Raw genomic sequence first — 18,251 nt, forward strand, 5'->3', positions numbered from 1 at the left:
AGCTCAGCCGCCTTTGGTCCCGTTGGGCTCGCCCAGCCCCAGCTGCTGACGCAGCTCAGCCCCGTCGATCACCCCCCGCTCATGCAACACCAGCCACTCCTGCACCGAGGGCTGGGGTTTCCGCGGCGGCTGCGGCGGTACCAGTGGGCAGATCTCCACGCTGCAGGCGGGTACATCCGCCAGCTTTTCGCCAGTGAGGCGAGTCCACTGGCGCAGCAGGGTGCTGAGCATTGAGGCCTTCTGGCCTGCCAGCGATTGCAGCACCGCAAAGCTCTGGCCGGCGGTGAGCGAGACCTCCAGCTCGGTGCGGGCCGGGCCCTGGCCGCCGGCCGGGATCAGCGCATCGCGGCGCATGGCTTCTTCCAGCTGCTGCAGGTAGGCCCGGTGCTCCGCCAGCGAACGCGCCTCGATTTCGACCCACTGGAACGTGGCCCCCTCGGGCAGGTCCATGAAGGAGGAGGTGGAGAGCACCAGGCGTTGCGGGCGCTGGCCTCCTGCGCCGCCGGTGGCTGCACCCGACCCAAGGGCGCCGTCGCTGCGGCAGAAGCCGTAGGCATCCACCAGGCCCGTGCGCACCCCCACCGGCAGGGCGGTGCGGGAGAGCAGGTCTTCGTAGTCGCTGCGGCAGCGGTAGTGGTTGAGGTACTGGTGCGCCAGGCCCAGGTGGGGCAGATCGCCCTCGCCAAAGGCGGTGCCATCCACCGAGTACCAGAGGGCCGGCAGGTCAAAACGTTGGGGCATCCGCTCCGGCTCACCCAACGGCACCACGTCGTAGCCATCGACCGCGCCGGGGTTGGGGTTGGCCTGCCAGCTGCGCAGCACCAGGCCGTCATCCGTCACCGACAGGCTGCGATAGAGCCAGGCCTGCGGATCGGGCACCAAACCGCCGTGGGCGTCGATCACGACCGTGGGCACTGCCGCATTGCCGCTGGCGAACCGGGGCGGCAGGGCCTGTCTGCGTGGCTCCCGCCAGACGATCTCCACCGGCCCCGATGCCGGAGCGCCTGTGGCGCCATCGGTGGGCAGGCGCCAGTTGAGCAGGTCGCCCCGGGGCACCAGCTGCAGGCGGGGCAGGGAGAGCCGGTCGCCTTTGGCGAGTGCCTCCAGCCGGTCCCCTTCTGAGGGCCAGCGGTGGTGGGGCGGCAGCTGCAAGATCAGGCAGCCGCCATCCCGCAGGGTGAGCAGGTCGGCCAGGAACAGGAACACCCCCAGGTCGGTGCCCTGGCCGTCCACATCGGTGGCCACCCGGGTCAGGGAGTCGGGCAACTCGTGCCAGGCCAACCTCGACAGCATCCCCGCGTAGGTACGCAGGGCATCGCGGTAAAAGCCCGTTGGCCGGGCCGCTTCCAGTCGCTTGAAGTAGCAGGTCTCGGGCTCCTCGATGCCGCGGGGGAGATAAACCGGCCGGCGACTGGTGCCGTCAGGCAGCTCCAGCAGGGTCCAGCAGTCGTAGACCAGCTGCAGGCGCTCCCGCAGGCCAAAGAGGGTGGGGTGCTCCAGCCAGGGGGGCTCAGCCAGTGCTTGGGGCTGCAGCGCAGGTGGGGAGGAGGGGCTGCTGGAGGTAGTTGTCCTGCGGCGGCGGGTGGTGGGCACTGGCTGTTGGTGGGGTCACAGCTCTTGCCAGCGGCAGCAATGAGCAGCAGGCGGGACCTATCAGGGAAGTTGTCCGCTCGGGGTGCTGAGCTGAGCACCGAGATGGACTGTACTGCGAGTTGAGGTTCAGGGGCCGCACGGCCGGGGTGTTGTTGTCATCGATGGCTGTCTTCGGTCGGGGTTGGGGCGTCCGGCCCCTGATCGCGGCTGTTGCCGATCGCGCCCTTGGAGGGGCGCCATCGGACAGCCACGGGGGCCTGGATTGTTGAGGGTCAAGCAGCCACAGGTTTCTGCGGTCGCGGATGGTTGATGCTCACAACCTGTGGCTGTAACCAGTTGCGGGGTGGCCGGCTCCAGCGCTGAGGATGCCTCTGCCGAGCTTCCTCATAGGTCTGTTGGCGGATGGCGCAGATCGCGTCAGCCTGGCCGTAATGGCGCTGATTGGGCGTCACGTACTTGATGCCGCTGTGCCGGTGCTCAGCGTTGTACCACTCGACAAAGCCATCCACCCAGGCTTTCACCGAAAGCAGATCCCGGAATCGCCTGAGCGGATAACTCTGGTGGTATTTCATCGTGCGGAACCACGACTCGGCATAGGCGTTGTCATTGCTGACGCGTGGCCTCGAGAACGAAAGCGACACCCCCAGCTCCGCCATCTTGGCCGCCAGAGTGAATGAGCGCATGGGGGCGCCATTGTCCGAGTGCAGGACCGCAGCAGTCTCCTTGCTGATCCCTTCATCGCGGCAGACACGATCAAAGAATGCGCTGGCCAACTCGCTACATTCATGCTCATGCACCTCTGCGCCGAGGATGCGCCGGCTCCATACATCCATCACCATGTAGAGGTAATAGAACTGCCCCTTCACGGGGCCGGGGAGGAGGGTGATATCCCAGGCCAGTACTTGATGGATGCCCGTTGCTTCCAACACCGGAACCTCCCTGGGCTCACGCGGCAGGCGGGTTCTGCCACGGTGGTTCAGCAGACCCTCTTGCCGCATGATGCGGTAAATCGTGGACTCTGAACCCACATAGATTCGCTCCTCGGCAAGGATGGCCACGATCTGGGCGGGAGTGAGGTCCGCGAATCGCGGATCATTGACGATGTGAATTAAGCGCTGCCGCTCTTCTGGTGTGAATCGGTGCGCCACATTCCGTGGAGATCCTTTGCGGCGATCCTGGCTGAATCCATGTGTCTGGAACGCAATGCCCCAGCGCCGTAGCGTGCGTGAGCAGATACCGATCAGATCTGCAATCGCCGTGGCAGAAGCCCCTTCTTTGAGACCTTCTCGGAACAATTCCATCAGCTGGCTTCTATCCTCTGGCGGGATCATTGTTCCTCGTCCCGTGGCCACAGCTGATCGAGCTTTTTTGAGAGCATCAGCAGTGTTGCCGCCTCCGAGAGAGCCTTCTCCTTCTTCTCCAATTCGCGTTGTAAGCGGCGATTCTGGCGAATCAGCTCCTGATTCTTACGCTGAAGTTCTCGCTGATCAGCCATGCTCGGAGCGCTGGGGCCATTGGCATCCTCGGCGGCCTGCCGCCAGCGGGCAAGCTGTTTGGGGTAGAGGCCCCGCTCACGGCAGAAGGCCCCGAGATCAGGGCCACTCAGGCCGGCCGCCTGGATCACAGCGGCCAGCTTGTCGAGAGCGCTCCACTGCTCCGGCGGCTTGGTGGTGGCTGGCACGAGCTGACCCTGCTTCTGCCACTGGCTGCGCCAGTTGTAGAGGGTCTGGGTCGTGATCCCGGTGGAGCGGGCGATCTCGGCCACGCTCTCCCGGTTTGGCGGGCTCATGCGCTGGCGGACTTGGTCCCGCACAGCGGTGTCATAGGTCGGTTTCATGGTCGTCGGTTTGGCCCCCTGGTGGATGGGTCAGACCGAGCGGACAACTTTCCTGACGCAGGGGGAGGAGAAGCTATGCAGGATCTGCATTGGCTTCTTATATGGACAACGAAGGGCCCGGCTACCTCTTAGCGAGGGTCCGCCCATTTAGCGTTAGGCGCAACAACACGTTCTACCCTCTCTTCAGCCTCTTGTGAATCGAACCATCTTTCTGATCGACGGTGGAGAGCAGCTGGTGGAGCTCCGTGAGGAGTTGTACGACTCCGAGGATCTACTCCAGCGTCTGCTTGCAACGCACCCGAGCTTGCTCGCAGGTGACCAGATAGATCGGTCCTCCCCCCGGCGCTGGCTTCTTATTGCGCGCGAAGCGGGCATTCCGGGGGAGGAAGGGGGTGTTGGGCGTTGGTCCATTGACCATCTCTTCCTGGACCAGGATGCGATCCCGACGCTTGTTGAGGTGAAGCGAAGCACCGATTCCCGGATTCGTCGCGAGGTGGTGAGCCAGATGCTCGACTACGCAGCCAACGCCGTGGTGTACTGGCCCGTCGAGCATCTTCGGGCGCAGTTCGAATCAACATGTACCGCCCGCAGTCTCGATCCTGAGCAAGAACTGGCAAGCTTCCTCGGCCCAGAAGATGAGCCAAGCACCTTCTGGCAGCAGGCAAAGACTAATCTCCAGGCAGGAAAGGTTCGGCTCGTCTTTGTAGCCGATGAGATCCCCTCAGAGCTGCGAAGGATTGTGGAGTTCCTCAATCAGCAGATGGATCCAGCGGAAGTGCTGGCCGTGGAGATCAAACAGTACACCGGAGAGGGTCTGCGCACGCTTGTCCCGACGCTCATCGGCCAAACTGCAGAGGCTCAGCAGCGTAAAGGTACGCCCACTGCCGAGAAGCGTCAGTGGGACGAGCCGAGCTTCTTCCACCACTTGGCTGATAGATGCTCGGAAGTAGAAGTATCTGTGGCACGTCGCATTCTGGAGTGGGCACGCCCACGCACGGAGTACGTGTGGTGGGGCAAAGGGCAGCGCCTTGGCTCCTTCATCCCCGTCTACCAGCATGATGGGGCTCACCACCCGATGTTTGCCGTATGGACAGCAGGTAGCATCGAGATCTACTTTTATTGGTATGCGAGGAAGCCACCATTCGATGATGAGGTGAAGCGCTTGGAGTTACTCCAGCAGTTGAATGCCATTGCGGGCGTATCGCTGCCGAAGAATTCCATCAATAGGCGTCCATCAATCCCTCTCAAGGTTTTCGCCGAGGAGCAGAATCTGAAGCAACTGTTCGGCGTCTTCGAGGGATTTATCGATACGGTTCAGAAACAGTAGCTGCGTGGGCACATATCGTAAGCATGGAATGGGCGAAGGGCTGTGTATATTCTCAAGTGTTGATGACTAAAGAATCTGGCTTCTGTTCGCCTGCTATGATGTGCTCCCTGCGCCACTTATACGAGGCGCTAGGCCTATGCTGCACACGTGACATCAGCAACTATCAAGCTCTTCCTCCCGCACGGAGACGCGAAAGCGCTTCGCACGGCGGAGATCTCAAACTGGACTGGCAAGGCCCTCGCCGCACCTCGTACTGAGCTGGACGGTCTAGTTGCCCGTGAAGAGTGTGAGAAGGCTGGCGTCTATATCCTTACAGGCACCAACCCGGCTACAAACGGGCCGCACGCCTACATTGGCGAGGCAGAGGTCATTCGTGACAGGCTAAAGCAGCACAAGGGGAAGGAGTTCTGGGTCTCGGCGATTGTGTTCATCAGCAAGGACGAGAATCTTACGAAGGCTCATGTTCGGTACCTAGAGAGTCGCCTGTTGGCCGAAGCCATTCAGGTCGGCCGCTTCTCCATTGAGCAGAATCAGGCCGGAGGCTCGAAGCTGCCGGAGTCCGATCGCGAAGACATGGAGGTCTTCCTTGGTCGTATTCGTCAACTACTGCCCGTCCTCGGATCCGACCTTCTCACACCGATCACGAAGGCGCACGCCAAGGGCCAGTCCGGGGGCCAACTCATCTGTCGCATCAAGGGTGCAGAGGCTCGGGGACAGCGCACTCCTGACGGGTTCGTCGTGTTCAGTGGATCGACAGCCGTGCTGAAAGACCGGCCGTCTGCACAACAGCAGCACCCGTTCGTGGTCACGCTTCGCAAGAAGCTCATCGCAGACGGAGTCCTTGTTGAGAAGGGCGGCTACTTGACCTTCACCAGGGACGCTGAGTTCTCCAGCCCGAGCGCTGCAGCAGCCACTGTGCATGGAGGCGGCGCAAATGGACTTACGGAATGGAAGACCAAGGATGGGATCACACTTAAAGAGCTCGATGAAAAGGCCTAACAACAGCATCCAGCCGACGGCGCTGCGCGCCGCCGCTGATGCTGAGCGTTATCTATTGGCCTGAAAATTGCTCCAAAGCGCCGCCGCTAGCCAGTATTTCATCAATAAGTTCTTGGTCGAGCTGTAAGTCGATATCAAACACCTCTTTCTGAATTGGGGCTCCAATCCTCATTGCAGCAATCAGAATCGACCTAATCGCCAAGATAGAGAGATAGAGCGCGTAGGGTTGCTTATGCCACGAAGGACCTAGTCTGAATGCCATTGATCCATTTTTCATGCAAAGGTAGTTTTTGACCATTCGCGCTTCGCCATGCGCAAAGACGCAAAGCGATTTATAAAGACTATAAAGGTTGATTCCGTCGTTAATCGTCGCGCGACCAATCTGCTCTCGGTGCTTCCTGTCCTGAATAGTCCATGAGCCACCCGGGACCTTACGGATTTCCTTTCCTTCTATATGCGATAACAGCTCATAGAATCTGATACTTCTCTCATGCAAGCCATCAAGTCTATCCAATACTTGCTGAGGGAGCGTCACACCTTGATCCCTTATTTCAACACCATCTCTAAGCAGGGAGATGCCTTCGTGCTCCACATAGAGGGATGAAAGCTGCAGCGGGTTTGTAGCAATGTATCTCAAGTCAATTGCCATTTCTACGAGAGATCTGACAATGACAAGCGCTTGAACCACCATGCCACTAGAGGCCAGATGTTTAACAGCATGTAGATCGTGATATGCTCTTAGCAAAAAAGATATCACGACCCTTACCTTCTGATCTTGTTCGGATTCGTCCTTGGAACCTGGTAATCTCCATTCACTAGTTTCGACTCTTGAATCAAGCCAGGAGCCAAGCCTATCAAGGATTGCGGCTACTGCAGAGTCAAGCTCGTGCGACACTTGAGCTCGGTCCATAAATCACAACCGCAGATTGTTTATTCTATACTCTAACCTTTATATCATCGTCACAATCAGCCAGCCCAACAAACCCCTCGAGTGGTCAGGCCACCGATAATCTCTGCTGCGCCACCGCAGGCTGCCTGTCTACCACTCAGGGGCAGCGTTGAAGGGCTGACAGACCGAAGCCAGAACGGTTGGCTCCTCCGTACTGGTGAGGCAGCATGGGGGAGAAATATGAATTAGTAGAAGGCATTCATCCACTCACGACCGTATCTAACAGGCTTAAGAGACTCCTCGATTCGTATGGAGATAGAAACCAGAATATCCAGAGTCTCTAATGCCAAGTCACGATCTGCTAATGTCTCAGAGTTCCAGAATGGAGCATGAAAAACGGCATTCCATTCACCATCTTGCTTTTTAGAGGCAGAAGGTAGTGGCAATATCTTTCTCAGCTCAAAAGCATTAATGCCAAGGACTCCGGCAATAGCAACTGTCTCCAAGGGCTTAATGGAGTTCTGAACTATATCCTTGATGCCCTGATCATGACCAGTGCTTCCAGTCCGTGGAGGCTTCAATAGTTTGGCATGCCGTGCAAAGATAATTGTCTTCGCCGCGCATAGGTGCACCAGGCAGCCAGAAAGATCTTGTGAATTCAGATTATCTTCGGCTTGGCTTAAAATAGATCTAAGCTCGTCGTCCTCGATGAGACTGCAAAGCGAGACTTGTTCAATTTCTAAGTCAAAGCACTGCAACAGAAATTGATTCAGAAAAGCCTTTGTAGCCTCCTCAAATCTTAAGGCCTCTGACGGATCAGGGCATACTCCATAATGCTTAAACTGAATCCGAGTATTGTTGATCTGGCGTATTCGCTGCTTAAACGGGACTTCGATGTCTTCTTTCTCTAGAAGCTCGATGTACCTATTCAAGTCGCAAGTGCGCTTTCCCGGATCAATGTCATTCTTGTTGATTGCGGCCAAGAGGCCAACTCTATTGAGTCTTGGAATAGCGAGATTGCGATGCCCGATAACAACTTATTGTTTGAACACGCATGCTCGACACCCTGTATAAACATTCGCTTGGCAACCATAAGCTGAAGAGATGCCTCTCTTTTCATGCCGGTTTTGCGATGGGGTTCATCATAGCCTTGCTCAATTGTAGTCAAGGAGACTGCGAGAGCGCGCCCTAGTCGGATTGCTAGATTTTTCGACTATTGCTGCAAATTATCAGGCTGTCTGATTGCTCCTTAAGAAGCATGGGGACAACCGTGGTTTCACCTTACATGCGCATGACTTGGGAAGCAGGGGGCTTATCGAGAACATTGTCTCAACGGGTGAATGTCTGATTGAGATCGGATTGTAATTTATCTATTGCAAGCATCGAGGCATGGGCATTATGCAGCCAGATTGACCTGGCCTTCGCGCACTGTCTCCCATTGGTGGACCGCATTGCATATTTAACTTTAGTTGTTAATCCTTTGCTGTCCACTCCCCAGGAACAGGGATCATTCGACTGGAGGGCACCTCGAAAAACTCGGTATCTGCGGGATCCGGCAATTGAGACTCATTGCCCCGACAGGCCAAGCTTGAGTGCTCCGTCTTGGTAGAGGCTATTTTTCGAGGTGCCCTGGAAAAGCAACCACCCGTACTGAGCAAGCATCAACGATCTGAATCCACTGCACGCGGCTGATCCCTATTCGCTCCAGCATATCGCACACGCCTACTCCTGAGGTCAACAACCGCTGTCCCCGAGCATGAATTTCCCGCCATGTCGGTGGAACCTTCAGCAGGAACCCGTAGCGGCGTCCCAGCAAGTGGTGTAACTCAGGAGGATCAGCCCCGGCGTAGCCGGGGCTGACGGCTCACCTCCCTCAGATTTCAGCTGTGGCAATGGGTGGGCCGGTCTGTGACCCTGTTCGGAGAACTACCACCAAACCGAACACAGACCATGACCCTCACCCATAGTGGCGCCTCCGAGCTGAGCCAGCTCATGGAGGGCACCACCGCTGGCGCCCTGATCCCAGAGATCGTGCGCCGGGGTTTCCAGGACCTGCTGGAAGCCGAGGTTTCTGCCCTCACGGGCGCTCAACTCCATGAGCGCTGCCCCGATCAGCGCTCCACCCATCGCAACGGCTACCGGGAGCGGCTGCTCACCACCCAGGTGGGCGACCTCAGCCTGGCCATTCCCAGGTTGCGGCAGGGCAGCTTCTTTCCCAGCTGGCTGGAGCCACGCCGCCGGGTGGACAAGGCGCTCTACGCCGTGGTGATGGAGGCCTACACCGGCGGGATCTCCACCCGCAAGGTCGACGCCCTGGTGGAGGCGCTGGGCGGGGCCAGCGGCATCTCCAAATCGGAGGTGAGCCGCATCTGCCAGGGGCTCGATGAGCAGGTGAAAGCCTTTCTGGGCCGGCCGCTTGACCATGCCCGCTTTCCCTACGTCTACCTCGACGCCACCTACCTCCACGGCCGCCTGGGCCGAAATATGCAGGTGGTGTCGCGGGCGGTGGTGGTGGCGATCGGCATCAATGCCCTCGGCTACCGCGAAGTTCTCGGCATTGCCGTGGGCGACAGCGAGGCGGAGGGCTTCTGGCGTCAGTTCCTGGGCTCACTCAAGGAGCGTGGCCTCGACGGCACCCGCCTGGTGATCTCGGATGCCCACCTGGGCCTGACGGCAGCGATCAAGCGGATGTTCCAGGGCAGTAGCTGGCAGAGGTGCCGGGTGCACTTCCTGCGCAACCTGCTGAGCCATGTGCCCAAGGCCGGCCAGGACATGGTGGCCGCTGCCATGAAAGCGGTGTTCGTGATCCAGGCTCCAGATCAGGTGCGCGCCCACTGGCAGCGGGTCACCGAGATGCTGCGCAAGCAGTTCCCCGGCGCCGTGCCCGTGATGGAAGCCGCCCGGGACGACGTGCTGGCCTTCCTGCACTTCCCCCAGGAGCACTGGCGCAAGGTCTGGAGCACCAACCCGCTCGAGCGCCTCAACAAGGAGATCAAACGCCGCACCAACGTGGTCGGCATCTTCCCCAATGATCCAGCGATCGTGCGCCTGGTGGGCAGCCAGCTGCTGGAGCAGCAGGAGGAATGGCAGCTGGAGCGTCGCCGCTTCTTCTCTGAGGCCACCATGGCCAAGATCCCAGAGCCAGAAGAGCCCTTGGAGCTCACCGATGCAGATCCGAACGCCCAGCCGGCTGCAACCATCAGCTGAAGCGCACCAGCTTCTACCTCGATCTACACAGAACACATCGATCGCTGAGTTGCCAATTCAGCGATCAGGGTTCATAATGGATCAATGGAGCTGCGCAATCAGCTTCCAAGCAGTCATCCCCTGACTGCTCCTGTTCACCCTCCGGAGAGGGTCACAGGACCTCCTGAGTTACACCACTCGGAGGGGCGCTACCTAGCGGCGCGCTGCCTTGATCAGCCCGATCATCGCGAGCTGCAGCAAGTCCTCCTTGGGATGGACGGTGCGGCGAGCGAAGTTGCCGGCGATCTTCTCGGCCAGATCCATGTGCTCCAGCGCCAGGGCATCGACAGCGGCATGGGGCCGCACCGGGCGCTGGCGACGGGGTCTGCAGCGCTGAGGCCGCTGACCCTGGCCTCTGGGCGGGTGACGTGCCGGTGTCTGCAGGTTGATCTCCAGCTGCTGTGCTCGGGCATGGCACGCCGGCCGGTGGTAGCGCCGTTGCCGCAGCATCCGCTCTGCGCCAGCGGCATCGCCCACCAGCACCACCGTGATCGGCAGCACCAGCTGCACCACATCCGGTGCCAACACGGCAGCCCCTGGACTCGCCGGTAGGTATGGCGTGGGAAGTTCCCGCACCGCGGACACCATCGGCTCGCTCACCATCCCCCTCACCGACTCACCAGCAGCGGCGTCACCACCGGCTGGATGCCCTGGGCCTTCCAGTAGCGGCCCTCCAGCCACAGGGCTCCTTGGCAGAAGGCATCCACCAGGTCCTTGCTGCCCTTGGGGAAGCGGATCGCTTCCTCCACCAGGGGCTGGGCGCGGTGGTGGAAACGGATCTGCCCCGCCTCCACCAGGGGGGCGACGGCATGGGCGCGGGTTTCCTTGCTGCCGCGAGCGGTGATAGGCAGCATCCCCGGCACGCGGCGCCTGAGGATCTGCAGCACCGCCGGGCCATTGGCGGCGTCTTCGATCAGAACCGCATTGGGCCTCAAGCCCTGCTGCTCCAATGCCTCCAGGCAGCCGAGCAGGAAGCGGATTACCTCCGGCAGGCCAAAGCGATGCCGCGCTGCCCACAGCACTTCCATCTCCAAGGCGTTGCACTGCAGCTGCCCCTCGGGTTCACCGCTGCGCGGGTTGATCGACCTGGGCGGTGGTGCCAGCAGGCCGGCCAGGCAGAAGCCGCAATAGTCGCTCTCCGCCTCCCCCTTGAAACTCAGGTCGCAGGAGAGGGCCAGCAGCGCGTACTGCCGCTGCCGGCCAGCGGCCGTTCCTGTCCCCTCGCGGGGGAAGGGCGGCCTGATCCACTGGCGCAGGAAAATCGAGCCCGACGCCGGGCTGGGCCGCTGCTGGTACAACGCCGCCCACCAGTAGGCACCGAGGCGGGCTCTGATCTTGAGCAGTTCCGGCAGGGGGAACCGCTCTGGACACAGCGCCTCGCCTGGGTGGCGCCAGTCGGGGATAAGGGTGCAGGTGGGCGGCATCTGGGGGCGATCGGTCGGGTCCTCGGCGATGGCCGGCAGATCGAGCACGGTCCAGTGCTGGGGGGCCTCGCCCAGCTCCTGCTCGTACAGCCAGCCGATCACGTCTTGGTGGTCCCAGCGGGTGAGCACCACCACCTGGGCCGAAAGGTTCGGCTGCTCCCTGCCGTCCGGCCCCAACACAGAAGCCGGCTCGGCGCGGGTCAGCCACACCGAGCGCAACCAGTCGATCAGCTTCTGCCGCAGCGCAGGGCTGGCGGCATCACCGGGACCCTTGTAAGGGTCGTCAATGATTCCCAGGCTGTAGCCCTTGCCCGTGAACGGCCCATCCACACCGGCGGCGATGCAGCCGCCCCGCTGCCGCGTCAGCCAGTTGCCCACCGCCGCCGAATCGCGGGCCAGCAGGTGGCCGGTCACCCGGTAGAAGTGGCGGGCTTCTCGGGAGTGCGCGTAGGCCAGCTCGGCTGAGTACGAGGCGATCGCCGCAAAGAGATGCGGGTAGCGCTGCAGGAAGTAGGCCGGGAACAGCTTGGACACCAGGAGGCTCTTCCCCAGCCGGGGAGGACAGGTGACGATCAGCCTGCTCAGCTGGCCATCGGCCACTTGCTGGAGCAGGTCGATCAGCAGCTCAGCCCAGTGGTGGAAGCCGTAGCGGGGGTAGGCCTCGGCGATGAAGCTGCGCAGGCTCTGGGGTTCCGATGGCTCGGCAGCAGTGGCCGTGGGGAGGTACAGCAGGCCACCGTCGCCCCATGGGTCGAGCTCCGGCAACAGCAATCCGCCTTCTGCAGGGGCCTGTGGCGTGAACACCGGTGCAGGCATCGCGGTGATGGTGGTGCTCGCCGTCATGCCCGTGGCTCCGGCGGCTTGATCGGTGCCCGCAGCAATCCGCCGATCTCGGCAATCACCCGGAAGGCACCGACCGCCGCGTTGAACTGCTCGGCGTCCATCGCCCGCCTGGCGCATTCATTTAGGGCAAAGATCTGCTCAGCCTGGTGCCGGCGCCGATCGGTGAGCAGCTCCTCCACCATTCGCTGCCGCGCCAGGGCCAGGTAGCGGCTCACCGTTTTGATGTTGGTGATTCCCCAGTTCTGGGCAGCTTTTTCCCTGATTACGGCCAGTGGCAGCCGCTTCGCGACCCACAGCTGCGCCTCCGCGATGCGGGTCTCCACCTCCATGTGGGTGGCGCGGGGCTTGTGGGTTTTGCTGCGGCGCCCCCGCGGCGGGTTGCCCTTGCCCACCGGCCTGCTGGGGTCGGCGGCAGGCCAGATCGGGTTGCCGTCGTCGTCCTGCTGGGGCGGGGCAGTACGCAGCTCCTCCAGCGACTCAACGCCCGCGTCTGAGCAAGCGCCCGCTGTCGGTGGCTGCTCGGGGCTCATGCTCCACCTCCACTACTGGGCGGCAGATCAGGGAGCGCAGTCCCCTGGGGGGACTGCCGCAGGATCCAGGCCACATAGGCAGCCCACTGCTGGGGGGTGAGCACAACCCGCCAGGTGCCGCCACGGAACCGCACCAACGTCGCCGCGAACGGGACACCGGCATGCACGGACTGCAGCGCGGCCTCCTCGGGCTTGGTGCGGGCCGCGGCGGCGGTGTTAGCCCAGCTGGCCACCTGGATCACATGGCCGGGCACGCCATCGAGATCACCGGTGTCACCGCCAGCGCTGGTGGTCCGCCCTGCCCCCAGTCGGCGGCGCACCGTCATCCCCAGCAGCTCGCTCAAAAGCAGCGCTGCCTCCCGCTCCGCCGCATCCCCCTTGCGCTTCTGGGGATTGGCCATCGCTCAGCTCCGGCCCGGCTTGATCGTCCAGAACGCCTTGCCCTGCTTCTGGCTGGCCGTCCCGCTGGCGACCGCCAACCGCTGCGCCTGCTTCAGGGCCTGCTCCTGCTGTTGCAGCGGCTCGGGGTAGACGTAGCTGATCCGGCCAGCCGACCAGCAGAAGCTGCAGTCGTTGTGGGAGAAGTTCGCATCCAGCTCGCCGGCCTCCAGGGCGCCGCTGAGCTGCTCCAGCAGCGGTGTGAGTGCGGCCTCGATCGCTTTCTGCTCAACCTTGAGGACCGTGATGCGATCCAGCAGCGCATCGAGATCACCGGCGCCAGCGGCTGCAGGAGTGGTGGAGCTGGCAGCCATGGGCGAGAACAAGGGAAGCGTCGTGCGGCGCAGGAAGCAGGGCCTGCCATGCAGGATAGCGGCTCGATAGTCCGAATACAACGATTCGGATAGCGGGTCACCACGGCCGAAAGCGACTCACGTAGCCCGCCCATGCCGCTGCCCATGCCGCCAGGCACTCCTCGCGGGAATACAGCGGCGAGAAGCGGGTCTCACCCGGCCGCGCCCAGATCGTCTGGCCGGCGTCGTAGTGCACCCCCCAGGTCGCTTCCAGGGCCAAGTAGCCGCCCAGCTGGGCGCGGGTGCAGTAGCTGCTCGAGTGGCGCCCAGACAGGGTTTTCAGGTCCGCCAGCACCCGCAGGCCGCTGGTGTGCTGGATATAGCCGGTGTCGTAGGTGCCGGCCAGGTTGCGGATCAGGCAGCAGGTAGGCCGCTCAGAGGCGATCACCGTCACCTGCCGCCAGTGGGGGTGGGCCAGCAAGGGCTCGATCCAGTCCCGGTAGTCGCCAGAGCGGAGGTGCTGCAGCAGCTCGCTGGCCTGCTGGCGGGTCTGGTGCAGGGGATGAAAGCGGCTGTGCAGCAGGGCCTCCAGCGCCAGGTGCACGGTGTGGCCGCGCGGCTCCCAGAGGTGGCGGGTGGCCTCGATGCGGGCCATCGCCCAGTCGCTCTTGCTGGAGCCGACCACACCGGTGACGGACACGGCGAACAGGTGATCCCCCAGCCAGTAGCGGTGCTGCGGATCCGTGCGCCGCAAGCCTGGGATCGGCGCCAACCAGCCCGTGGATTCACTCAGGCGCTCTGAGCAGGGGGCCTTGGTGGAAAGCGCCATCACCAGAACCTCACGTGAAACACCAAATTGGTTGGATTCTTTGGATCCCGTTGCAGCGCAAGGGTTCTGGGCAGAAGATCGGACGTGGGATTCTTTGGCTGCTTTGGATTCTTTGGTGCCCAGGAGCTTTCGACCCCAGGGAAGGGGATGCCGCAAAGAATCCCAAGAATCCAGATCGGATCCATCCCCATTGGGGCGCCAAAGTGCCTGCGCTGGAGGCGGGTCCAAAGAAACCCAAGAATCCAGCTCCCGTTCCAGCCGTCGTGGGTCAGTGGCACGTGAGCGGCGGCGGACAGGGAGTGGCCAGCAAAGAATCCAAAGAATCCCGAAAGCGTCCGCTCACCTGGGGCCGTGAGATGGTCTGCGCTGGAGGGGGATCGAAAGAATCGCAAGAATCCACCTCTACAGATTGAACTCACGGGCCAGCCATTCCGCCCCGGCGTCACTGAGCCCGTAGCGCAGGTAGTAACTCTGGCCGCTGGTGCCCACACGGGTGGACGTCACCAGGCCATCCAGGCTGCCGAGGAATCGGCCCAGGCCCTTGTAAGTGGTCAGGGCTTCTCCCTCCAGGTCTCGCTTGAGCCGTGCCTCAGCCGGCGCCATGCCGATCGCCTGCAGCAGCTCCAGCAGACCGATTCCAGCCAGACCGCTGGCATGGAGGGCCTGGAGGTAACGCAGGGCCTCTTGCTGCTTCTCATTGGCCTTGCGCAGCCTCTGGCCGGCGCGATCGAGATCGCTCTCCTGCTCCTGCTGCTCCTGCAGGTCGTCGTAGGTGCCGAGCCGCGCGAAGGTCCCGCTGTTGCCGTCAATCGCCACCACCAGATCCGCCGGCGGCCCAGAGCGGGCCTCGCGCACCAGGCGTCGCTGGGGCGAGTCCTTGATCAGCCGGTTGCCCTTGGCCAGGTAGTGCAGGGTGAGGATCGTGTTGGCCGCTCCGGCGATGGCGTTGTGGCCCGAGAGGGCCTCGGTACCGGTGGTGTCGTTGGCCTTGTTGCAGTGGTGGATCAACAGCAACGTGCCGCCGGCATCGGTGATCTGGTGCTTGAGGTCGTAGATCAGCGAGCCCATCTCGGGGTCGTTTTCGCCAAAGCAGCAGCTGCGTGTGATTGAGCGCAGCGAATCGAGGATCACCACAGCCCCCGGGTGTGCGGCCAGGCAGGCCAGCAGGGCATCAAGGTTGGCCTCGGTGACCCGGAAGCGGCGCGACCAAAGCAGCAACGGGTGATCCCAGATCCCCAGCTGTTGCAGCATCTGGGCGGTGTCGCCGTCGCCCTGGTCGTCGGTCACCAGGATCACCGGCCTTGGCTCGTCCGGGGCCCCGAACCCGAGAAAGTCCTCGACGCAGAGCAGGCAGCGGGCGAGGGCATGCACCAGCCGCGTCTTGCCCACCTTGGCCCGGCCGCCCACGATCGAGAGGTCGCGGCGGGGGATGCAGCCGGGGATCTCCCAGGCCACCACGGGTTGCGGCATCGCCAGGCGCTCGGCCTGATCGAGGCCGCGAAAGCGGTTGCCGTTGCGCAGGTCGTGGGCCTCGAGGATTAGCTGGCCGATCTCCTGCAGCCGAAGGGCCGTTTTCAGTTGCAGGGCGGCGTGGGCCTCGCGGACGCGAGCGGAGCGGCGCAGGCTGTTGCGCTCTCGCCCCACCAGGGAACGGATGCAGTGTTCCAAGGCGTTGAGGCGGCGGTTGATCGGCAGATGCACCTTTCCCCAGCGCACCGGGGTGTCGGGTCTGGGGTAGAAGCGCTGCTGGCGGGTGCCGGCACCTTTGGTGCTGCTGCTGCGCTCGTTGCTCCTGCCACCGGGATGGCGCCCGCCGGTGTCGCCCTGGCTTCGGCGGCTGCCTGTGGCCTGCGCTCCGGGAGGCCTGGGGGTGTGGGCCGGCTCCGGCGGCAGCCAGCCGTGCTGACGGGCGTGGAACCAGAAGGTGGCGGCGCTGATCTGCTCGCCGCCGGAGCTGGCCACCTGGCGGATGTCCCAGCCGCAGCTGGCCGATGGGCTGTGGGCCTCCATCAGGGCGATCGCCAGCTCACGGTCGTGGCCGGCCTGCTCGCAGGCCTGGATCAGTCCCCAGAGGAGATTGCGGTAGTCGGCGTAGGTGTTGCTGCCCGCCACGCGGCGGGGGATGGCCGTCAGGGCAGCGCGGATCTGCTCCAGTGGCCGCGGCGGCCCGTAGTCCTCGTCGCCCAGCTCGGGCAGCGGAATGCCGCTGGATGAACCCTCGCAGGGCTGCTCCAAGGGGATGGCTTGCTGGGGCGACGGGTCTGCAGCGGATTCAGCGAACTCATCTGGCAGCAGCGCCAGGGCAATGTCCTCCGGCGTGTAGCGGTGGCCGCTCACGTGCACCAGCTCCACCAGAGCGGTGGGCTCACCGGAGGCATCCACGTACCAGCAGCCCGGCAGCCGCATCACCCGCGAGGCGTCCTTGCAGTGGGGGTCGCCGCCGGCATAGGCGATCAGCTCCGTCTGCAGCGGTGCCCACTCCTGCGGCGGGATGGGGCGGTGCAGCAGCCAGTAGCAGTGGGCTGACTTGCCGCCGCTGAGCACGATCAGCGACGGCTCCGGTAGTGCCAGCTCCCGCCAGGCGTTCAGCTGACAATCGATCGGCCGGTCGTCCCACTCCACGAACAGGGCACGGCAAGCGGTGATCTCGCTCTTGCGGTCACCGCCGTCGTTGATCACCAGGTAGATGCCGCGGCCTTCCCGCTGCCACTGGTCCGCCAGCTCCAGGTCAAAGGGGCCTTTGCGGGCGCCAATCACTTCCTTGGCGGGGTTGGCGCGGTGGGGGAAGGCGCGCAGCCGGGCGCTGGTGGGGTCCTTGCCCAGCAGGGAGAGGAACTGCTGGGCAGCGGCGTGGTCGATACAGGCCAGCGTGGGGGCGGAGGCTGGTTCAGCGCTGGCCATGAAGCCTCTGACGCTGCAGTGCCTGGGCGCTCAGCTGTTCCCGCTCCATCGCCTCGGCGACGATCAGGCGGATCACCGAGGAGCGCGACAGCAGACCGCCGCGGGTGCGCCGGTCCAGCCAGGCCTGCTGCTCGGGGGTGAACTGCACCGAGAGCGGGGTCATCAGCGGAGCCATGGGGGACTTCGATGGACCGAGCCAGCCTATCGGCACTAACTCGGGCTCGCTAGGCTGAACCGGTGAGTTGAATGGCGATGGACGCTGGAGCAGCGGCGCAGAAAGCGCTGGCCAAGGTCGAGAAGCTGGTGGCGATGAGCGCCTCGCCCCACCTGGAGGAAGCGCGCACCAGCGCCTTCCTGGCTTGTCGCCTGATTCGCGAGCACGGGCTGCAGATCGCAACCCATCGCCCTTCGCCCGCCAAGTCACCTGTGGCGACGGGCGTGGAGCAGGGGCAAGACCCGGCGGGCTTTCGCCGCATCCGCGTACGCCATCCCGGCCGCTGCCTGTGCTGCGCCAACCCGATCGCGCCGGGGGAGTGGGCGCTCTGGTGCCGTGGCATTGGCCTGCGTCACCCGCTCTGCGCCACCTGAGCCGTTGCTGCGCCGCCGAGATCCAGCATGCCTTGCTGGCCCTGCTGGCGGGAGAGGCCTTCCTGGCGGACAGGCCCTGGCACGAGATCTGGTGGGGGAGGATGCGCCTCGATCTGGCCAGCGGCTGGCAGCTGCAGATCGCGATCGAACGCGACCAGCTTGGAGCACTGCTCTGGGCCCGGGCCGCCGATGGCCGCGACTGGGAGTTCGGCTGTCAGCGCGACGACTGGACCCTGGGGCCCGACAGCCGCATCGTGGAGCCGGTGGCGTTGCTGGAGCTGAAGCACCGCCAACACCTGGAGCTGCGGCTGCGGGAGGCCATCTGCTGGCCAGCGCCTCTGCTCACGCCTGATCAAGCCATTTTCTGTGGCCTGGTGGAGCCTGAGGTTCGCCGCGGCAAGGGCCGGCACTGGCGACAGCGGGCCAGGCCCATGGCGTTCTGGCATCACGATGCTGCCAATTCCAATCGGCAGCAAAAGCCTTAGCCTTTCGCTAATGGCCAGAACCCAGTCCT

Annotated in this window: 18 protein-coding genes; 5 read left to right on the forward strand and 13 right to left on the reverse strand. The window is 63.2% G+C overall.

Translation table 11 applies throughout. The features are described from left to right. Positions 1-3: 3 nt before the first annotated feature. The 3 genes from I1E95_RS04520 to I1E95_RS16795 form a co-directional block, all read right to left on the reverse strand. Complete coding sequence (locus I1E95_RS04520) at positions 4-1,593, reverse strand: DUF4055 domain-containing protein (RefSeq protein WP_197165841.1); 1,590 nt, start codon at positions 1,591-1,593, stop codon at positions 4-6. 272 nt (positions 1,594-1,865) lie between these two features. Further along, a complete protein-coding gene (locus I1E95_RS04525) occupies positions 1,866-2,924 on the reverse strand; it encodes an IS3 family transposase (protein WP_231594669.1) in 1,059 nt (352 codons plus the stop codon). Further along, entirely contained in the window at positions 2,921-3,430 is a 510-nt protein-coding gene (locus I1E95_RS16795) for a transposase (RefSeq protein WP_231594670.1), read from the reverse strand. Before I1E95_RS16795 ends, I1E95_RS04525 begins: the two co-directional genes overlap by 4 nt. A 193-nt stretch (positions 3,431-3,623) precedes the next feature. On the opposite strand from I1E95_RS16795, the gene I1E95_RS04530 reads away from it, so the two are divergent. Together I1E95_RS04530 and I1E95_RS04535 are read left to right on the forward strand one after the other, a co-directional pair. After that, positions 3,624-4,757, forward strand: coding sequence for a hypothetical protein (locus I1E95_RS04530; RefSeq protein WP_197165843.1), 1,134 nt, complete (start codon positions 3,624-3,626; stop codon positions 4,755-4,757). Between the two features lie 147 nt (positions 4,758-4,904). Then, a complete protein-coding gene (locus tag I1E95_RS04535) occupies positions 4,905-5,756 on the forward strand; it encodes a GIY-YIG nuclease family protein (RefSeq protein ID WP_197165845.1) in 852 nt (283 codons plus the stop codon). Between the two features lie 52 nt (positions 5,757-5,808). Here the strand turns inward: I1E95_RS04535 and I1E95_RS04540 are convergent, their stop codons facing one another. Beyond that, positions 5,809-6,651, reverse strand: a complete 843-nt coding sequence (locus I1E95_RS04540) for a DUF5677 domain-containing protein (RefSeq protein ID WP_231594864.1) — start codon at positions 6,649-6,651, stop codon at positions 5,809-5,811. A 239-nt stretch (positions 6,652-6,890) separates the two neighbouring features. Further along, complete coding sequence (locus I1E95_RS04545) at positions 6,891-7,628, reverse strand: hypothetical protein (protein WP_197165848.1); 738 nt, start codon at positions 7,626-7,628, stop codon at positions 6,891-6,893. Between the two features lie 967 nt (positions 7,629-8,595). Between I1E95_RS04545 and I1E95_RS04550 the strand changes: the two genes are divergently transcribed. Beyond that, positions 8,596-9,852, forward strand: coding sequence for an IS256 family transposase (locus I1E95_RS04550; protein WP_197161565.1), 1,257 nt, complete (start codon positions 8,596-8,598; stop codon positions 9,850-9,852). 192 nt (positions 9,853-10,044) lie between these two features. Here I1E95_RS04550 and I1E95_RS04555 read toward each other — a convergent pair whose 3' ends face one another. The 8 genes from I1E95_RS04555 to I1E95_RS04590 all read right to left on the reverse strand — a co-directional run bounded on the left by I1E95_RS04555 (position 10,045) and on the right by I1E95_RS04590 (position 17,324). Next, positions 10,045-10,494: a hypothetical protein gene (locus tag I1E95_RS04555; protein ID WP_231594865.1), complete on the reverse strand. Its 450-nt coding sequence runs from the start codon at positions 10,492-10,494 to the stop codon at positions 10,045-10,047. 5 nt (positions 10,495-10,499) lie between these two features. Then, positions 10,500-12,158, reverse strand: a complete 1,659-nt coding sequence (locus tag I1E95_RS04560) for a terminase (RefSeq protein WP_197165850.1) — start codon at positions 12,156-12,158, stop codon at positions 10,500-10,502. After that, positions 12,155-12,688, reverse strand: coding sequence for a hypothetical protein (locus tag I1E95_RS04565; protein WP_197165851.1), 534 nt, complete (start codon positions 12,686-12,688; stop codon positions 12,155-12,157). Before I1E95_RS04565 ends, I1E95_RS04560 begins: the two co-directional genes overlap by 4 nt. Continuing rightward, on the reverse strand, positions 12,685-13,089 hold the full coding sequence (locus I1E95_RS04570) for a hypothetical protein (RefSeq protein WP_197165853.1): 405 nt from the start codon (positions 13,087-13,089) through the stop codon (positions 12,685-12,687). Before I1E95_RS04570 ends, I1E95_RS04565 begins: the two co-directional genes overlap by 4 nt. Before the next feature lie 3 nt (positions 13,090-13,092). Next, positions 13,093-13,440, reverse strand: a complete 348-nt coding sequence (locus I1E95_RS04575; RefSeq protein ID WP_197165855.1) for a hypothetical protein — start codon at positions 13,438-13,440, stop codon at positions 13,093-13,095. A gap of 97 nt (positions 13,441-13,537) precedes the next feature. Continuing rightward, the gene (locus I1E95_RS04580; RefSeq protein ID WP_197165857.1) at positions 13,538-14,248 is read right to left on the reverse strand and encodes a hypothetical protein; all 711 of its coding nucleotides are present in this window, start codon (positions 14,246-14,248) and stop codon (positions 13,538-13,540) included. Positions 14,249-14,650: 402 nt separating this feature from the next. Then, positions 14,651-17,149 carry an AAA family ATPase gene (locus tag I1E95_RS04585; RefSeq protein WP_197165859.1) on the reverse strand — a complete coding sequence of 833 codons (2,499 nt, stop codon included), beginning with the start codon at positions 17,147-17,149 and terminating at the stop codon, positions 14,651-14,653. Then, a complete protein-coding gene (locus I1E95_RS04590) occupies positions 17,136-17,324 on the reverse strand; it encodes a hypothetical protein (protein ID WP_197165861.1) in 189 nt (62 codons plus the stop codon). Before I1E95_RS04590 ends, I1E95_RS04585 begins: the two co-directional genes overlap by 14 nt. Positions 17,325-17,395: 71 nt before the next feature. Here I1E95_RS04590 and I1E95_RS04595 point away from each other — a divergent pair, with 71 nt between their 5' ends. Together I1E95_RS04595 and I1E95_RS04600 are read left to right on the forward strand one after the other, a co-directional pair. After that, entirely contained in the window at positions 17,396-17,737 is a 342-nt protein-coding gene (locus I1E95_RS04595; RefSeq protein ID WP_197165863.1) for a hypothetical protein, read from the forward strand. Further along, on the forward strand, positions 17,695-18,222 hold the full coding sequence (locus I1E95_RS04600; protein ID WP_231594866.1) for a hypothetical protein: 528 nt from the start codon (positions 17,695-17,697) through the stop codon (positions 18,220-18,222). The genes I1E95_RS04595 and I1E95_RS04600 overlap by 43 nt, the downstream gene beginning before the upstream one ends. Positions 18,223-18,251 lie beyond the last annotated feature (29 nt).

The sequence above is a fragment of the Synechococcus sp. CBW1107 genome (assembly GCF_015841355.1).
GTDB lineage: Bacteria > Cyanobacteriota > Cyanobacteriia > PCC-6307 > Cyanobiaceae > Regnicoccus_A.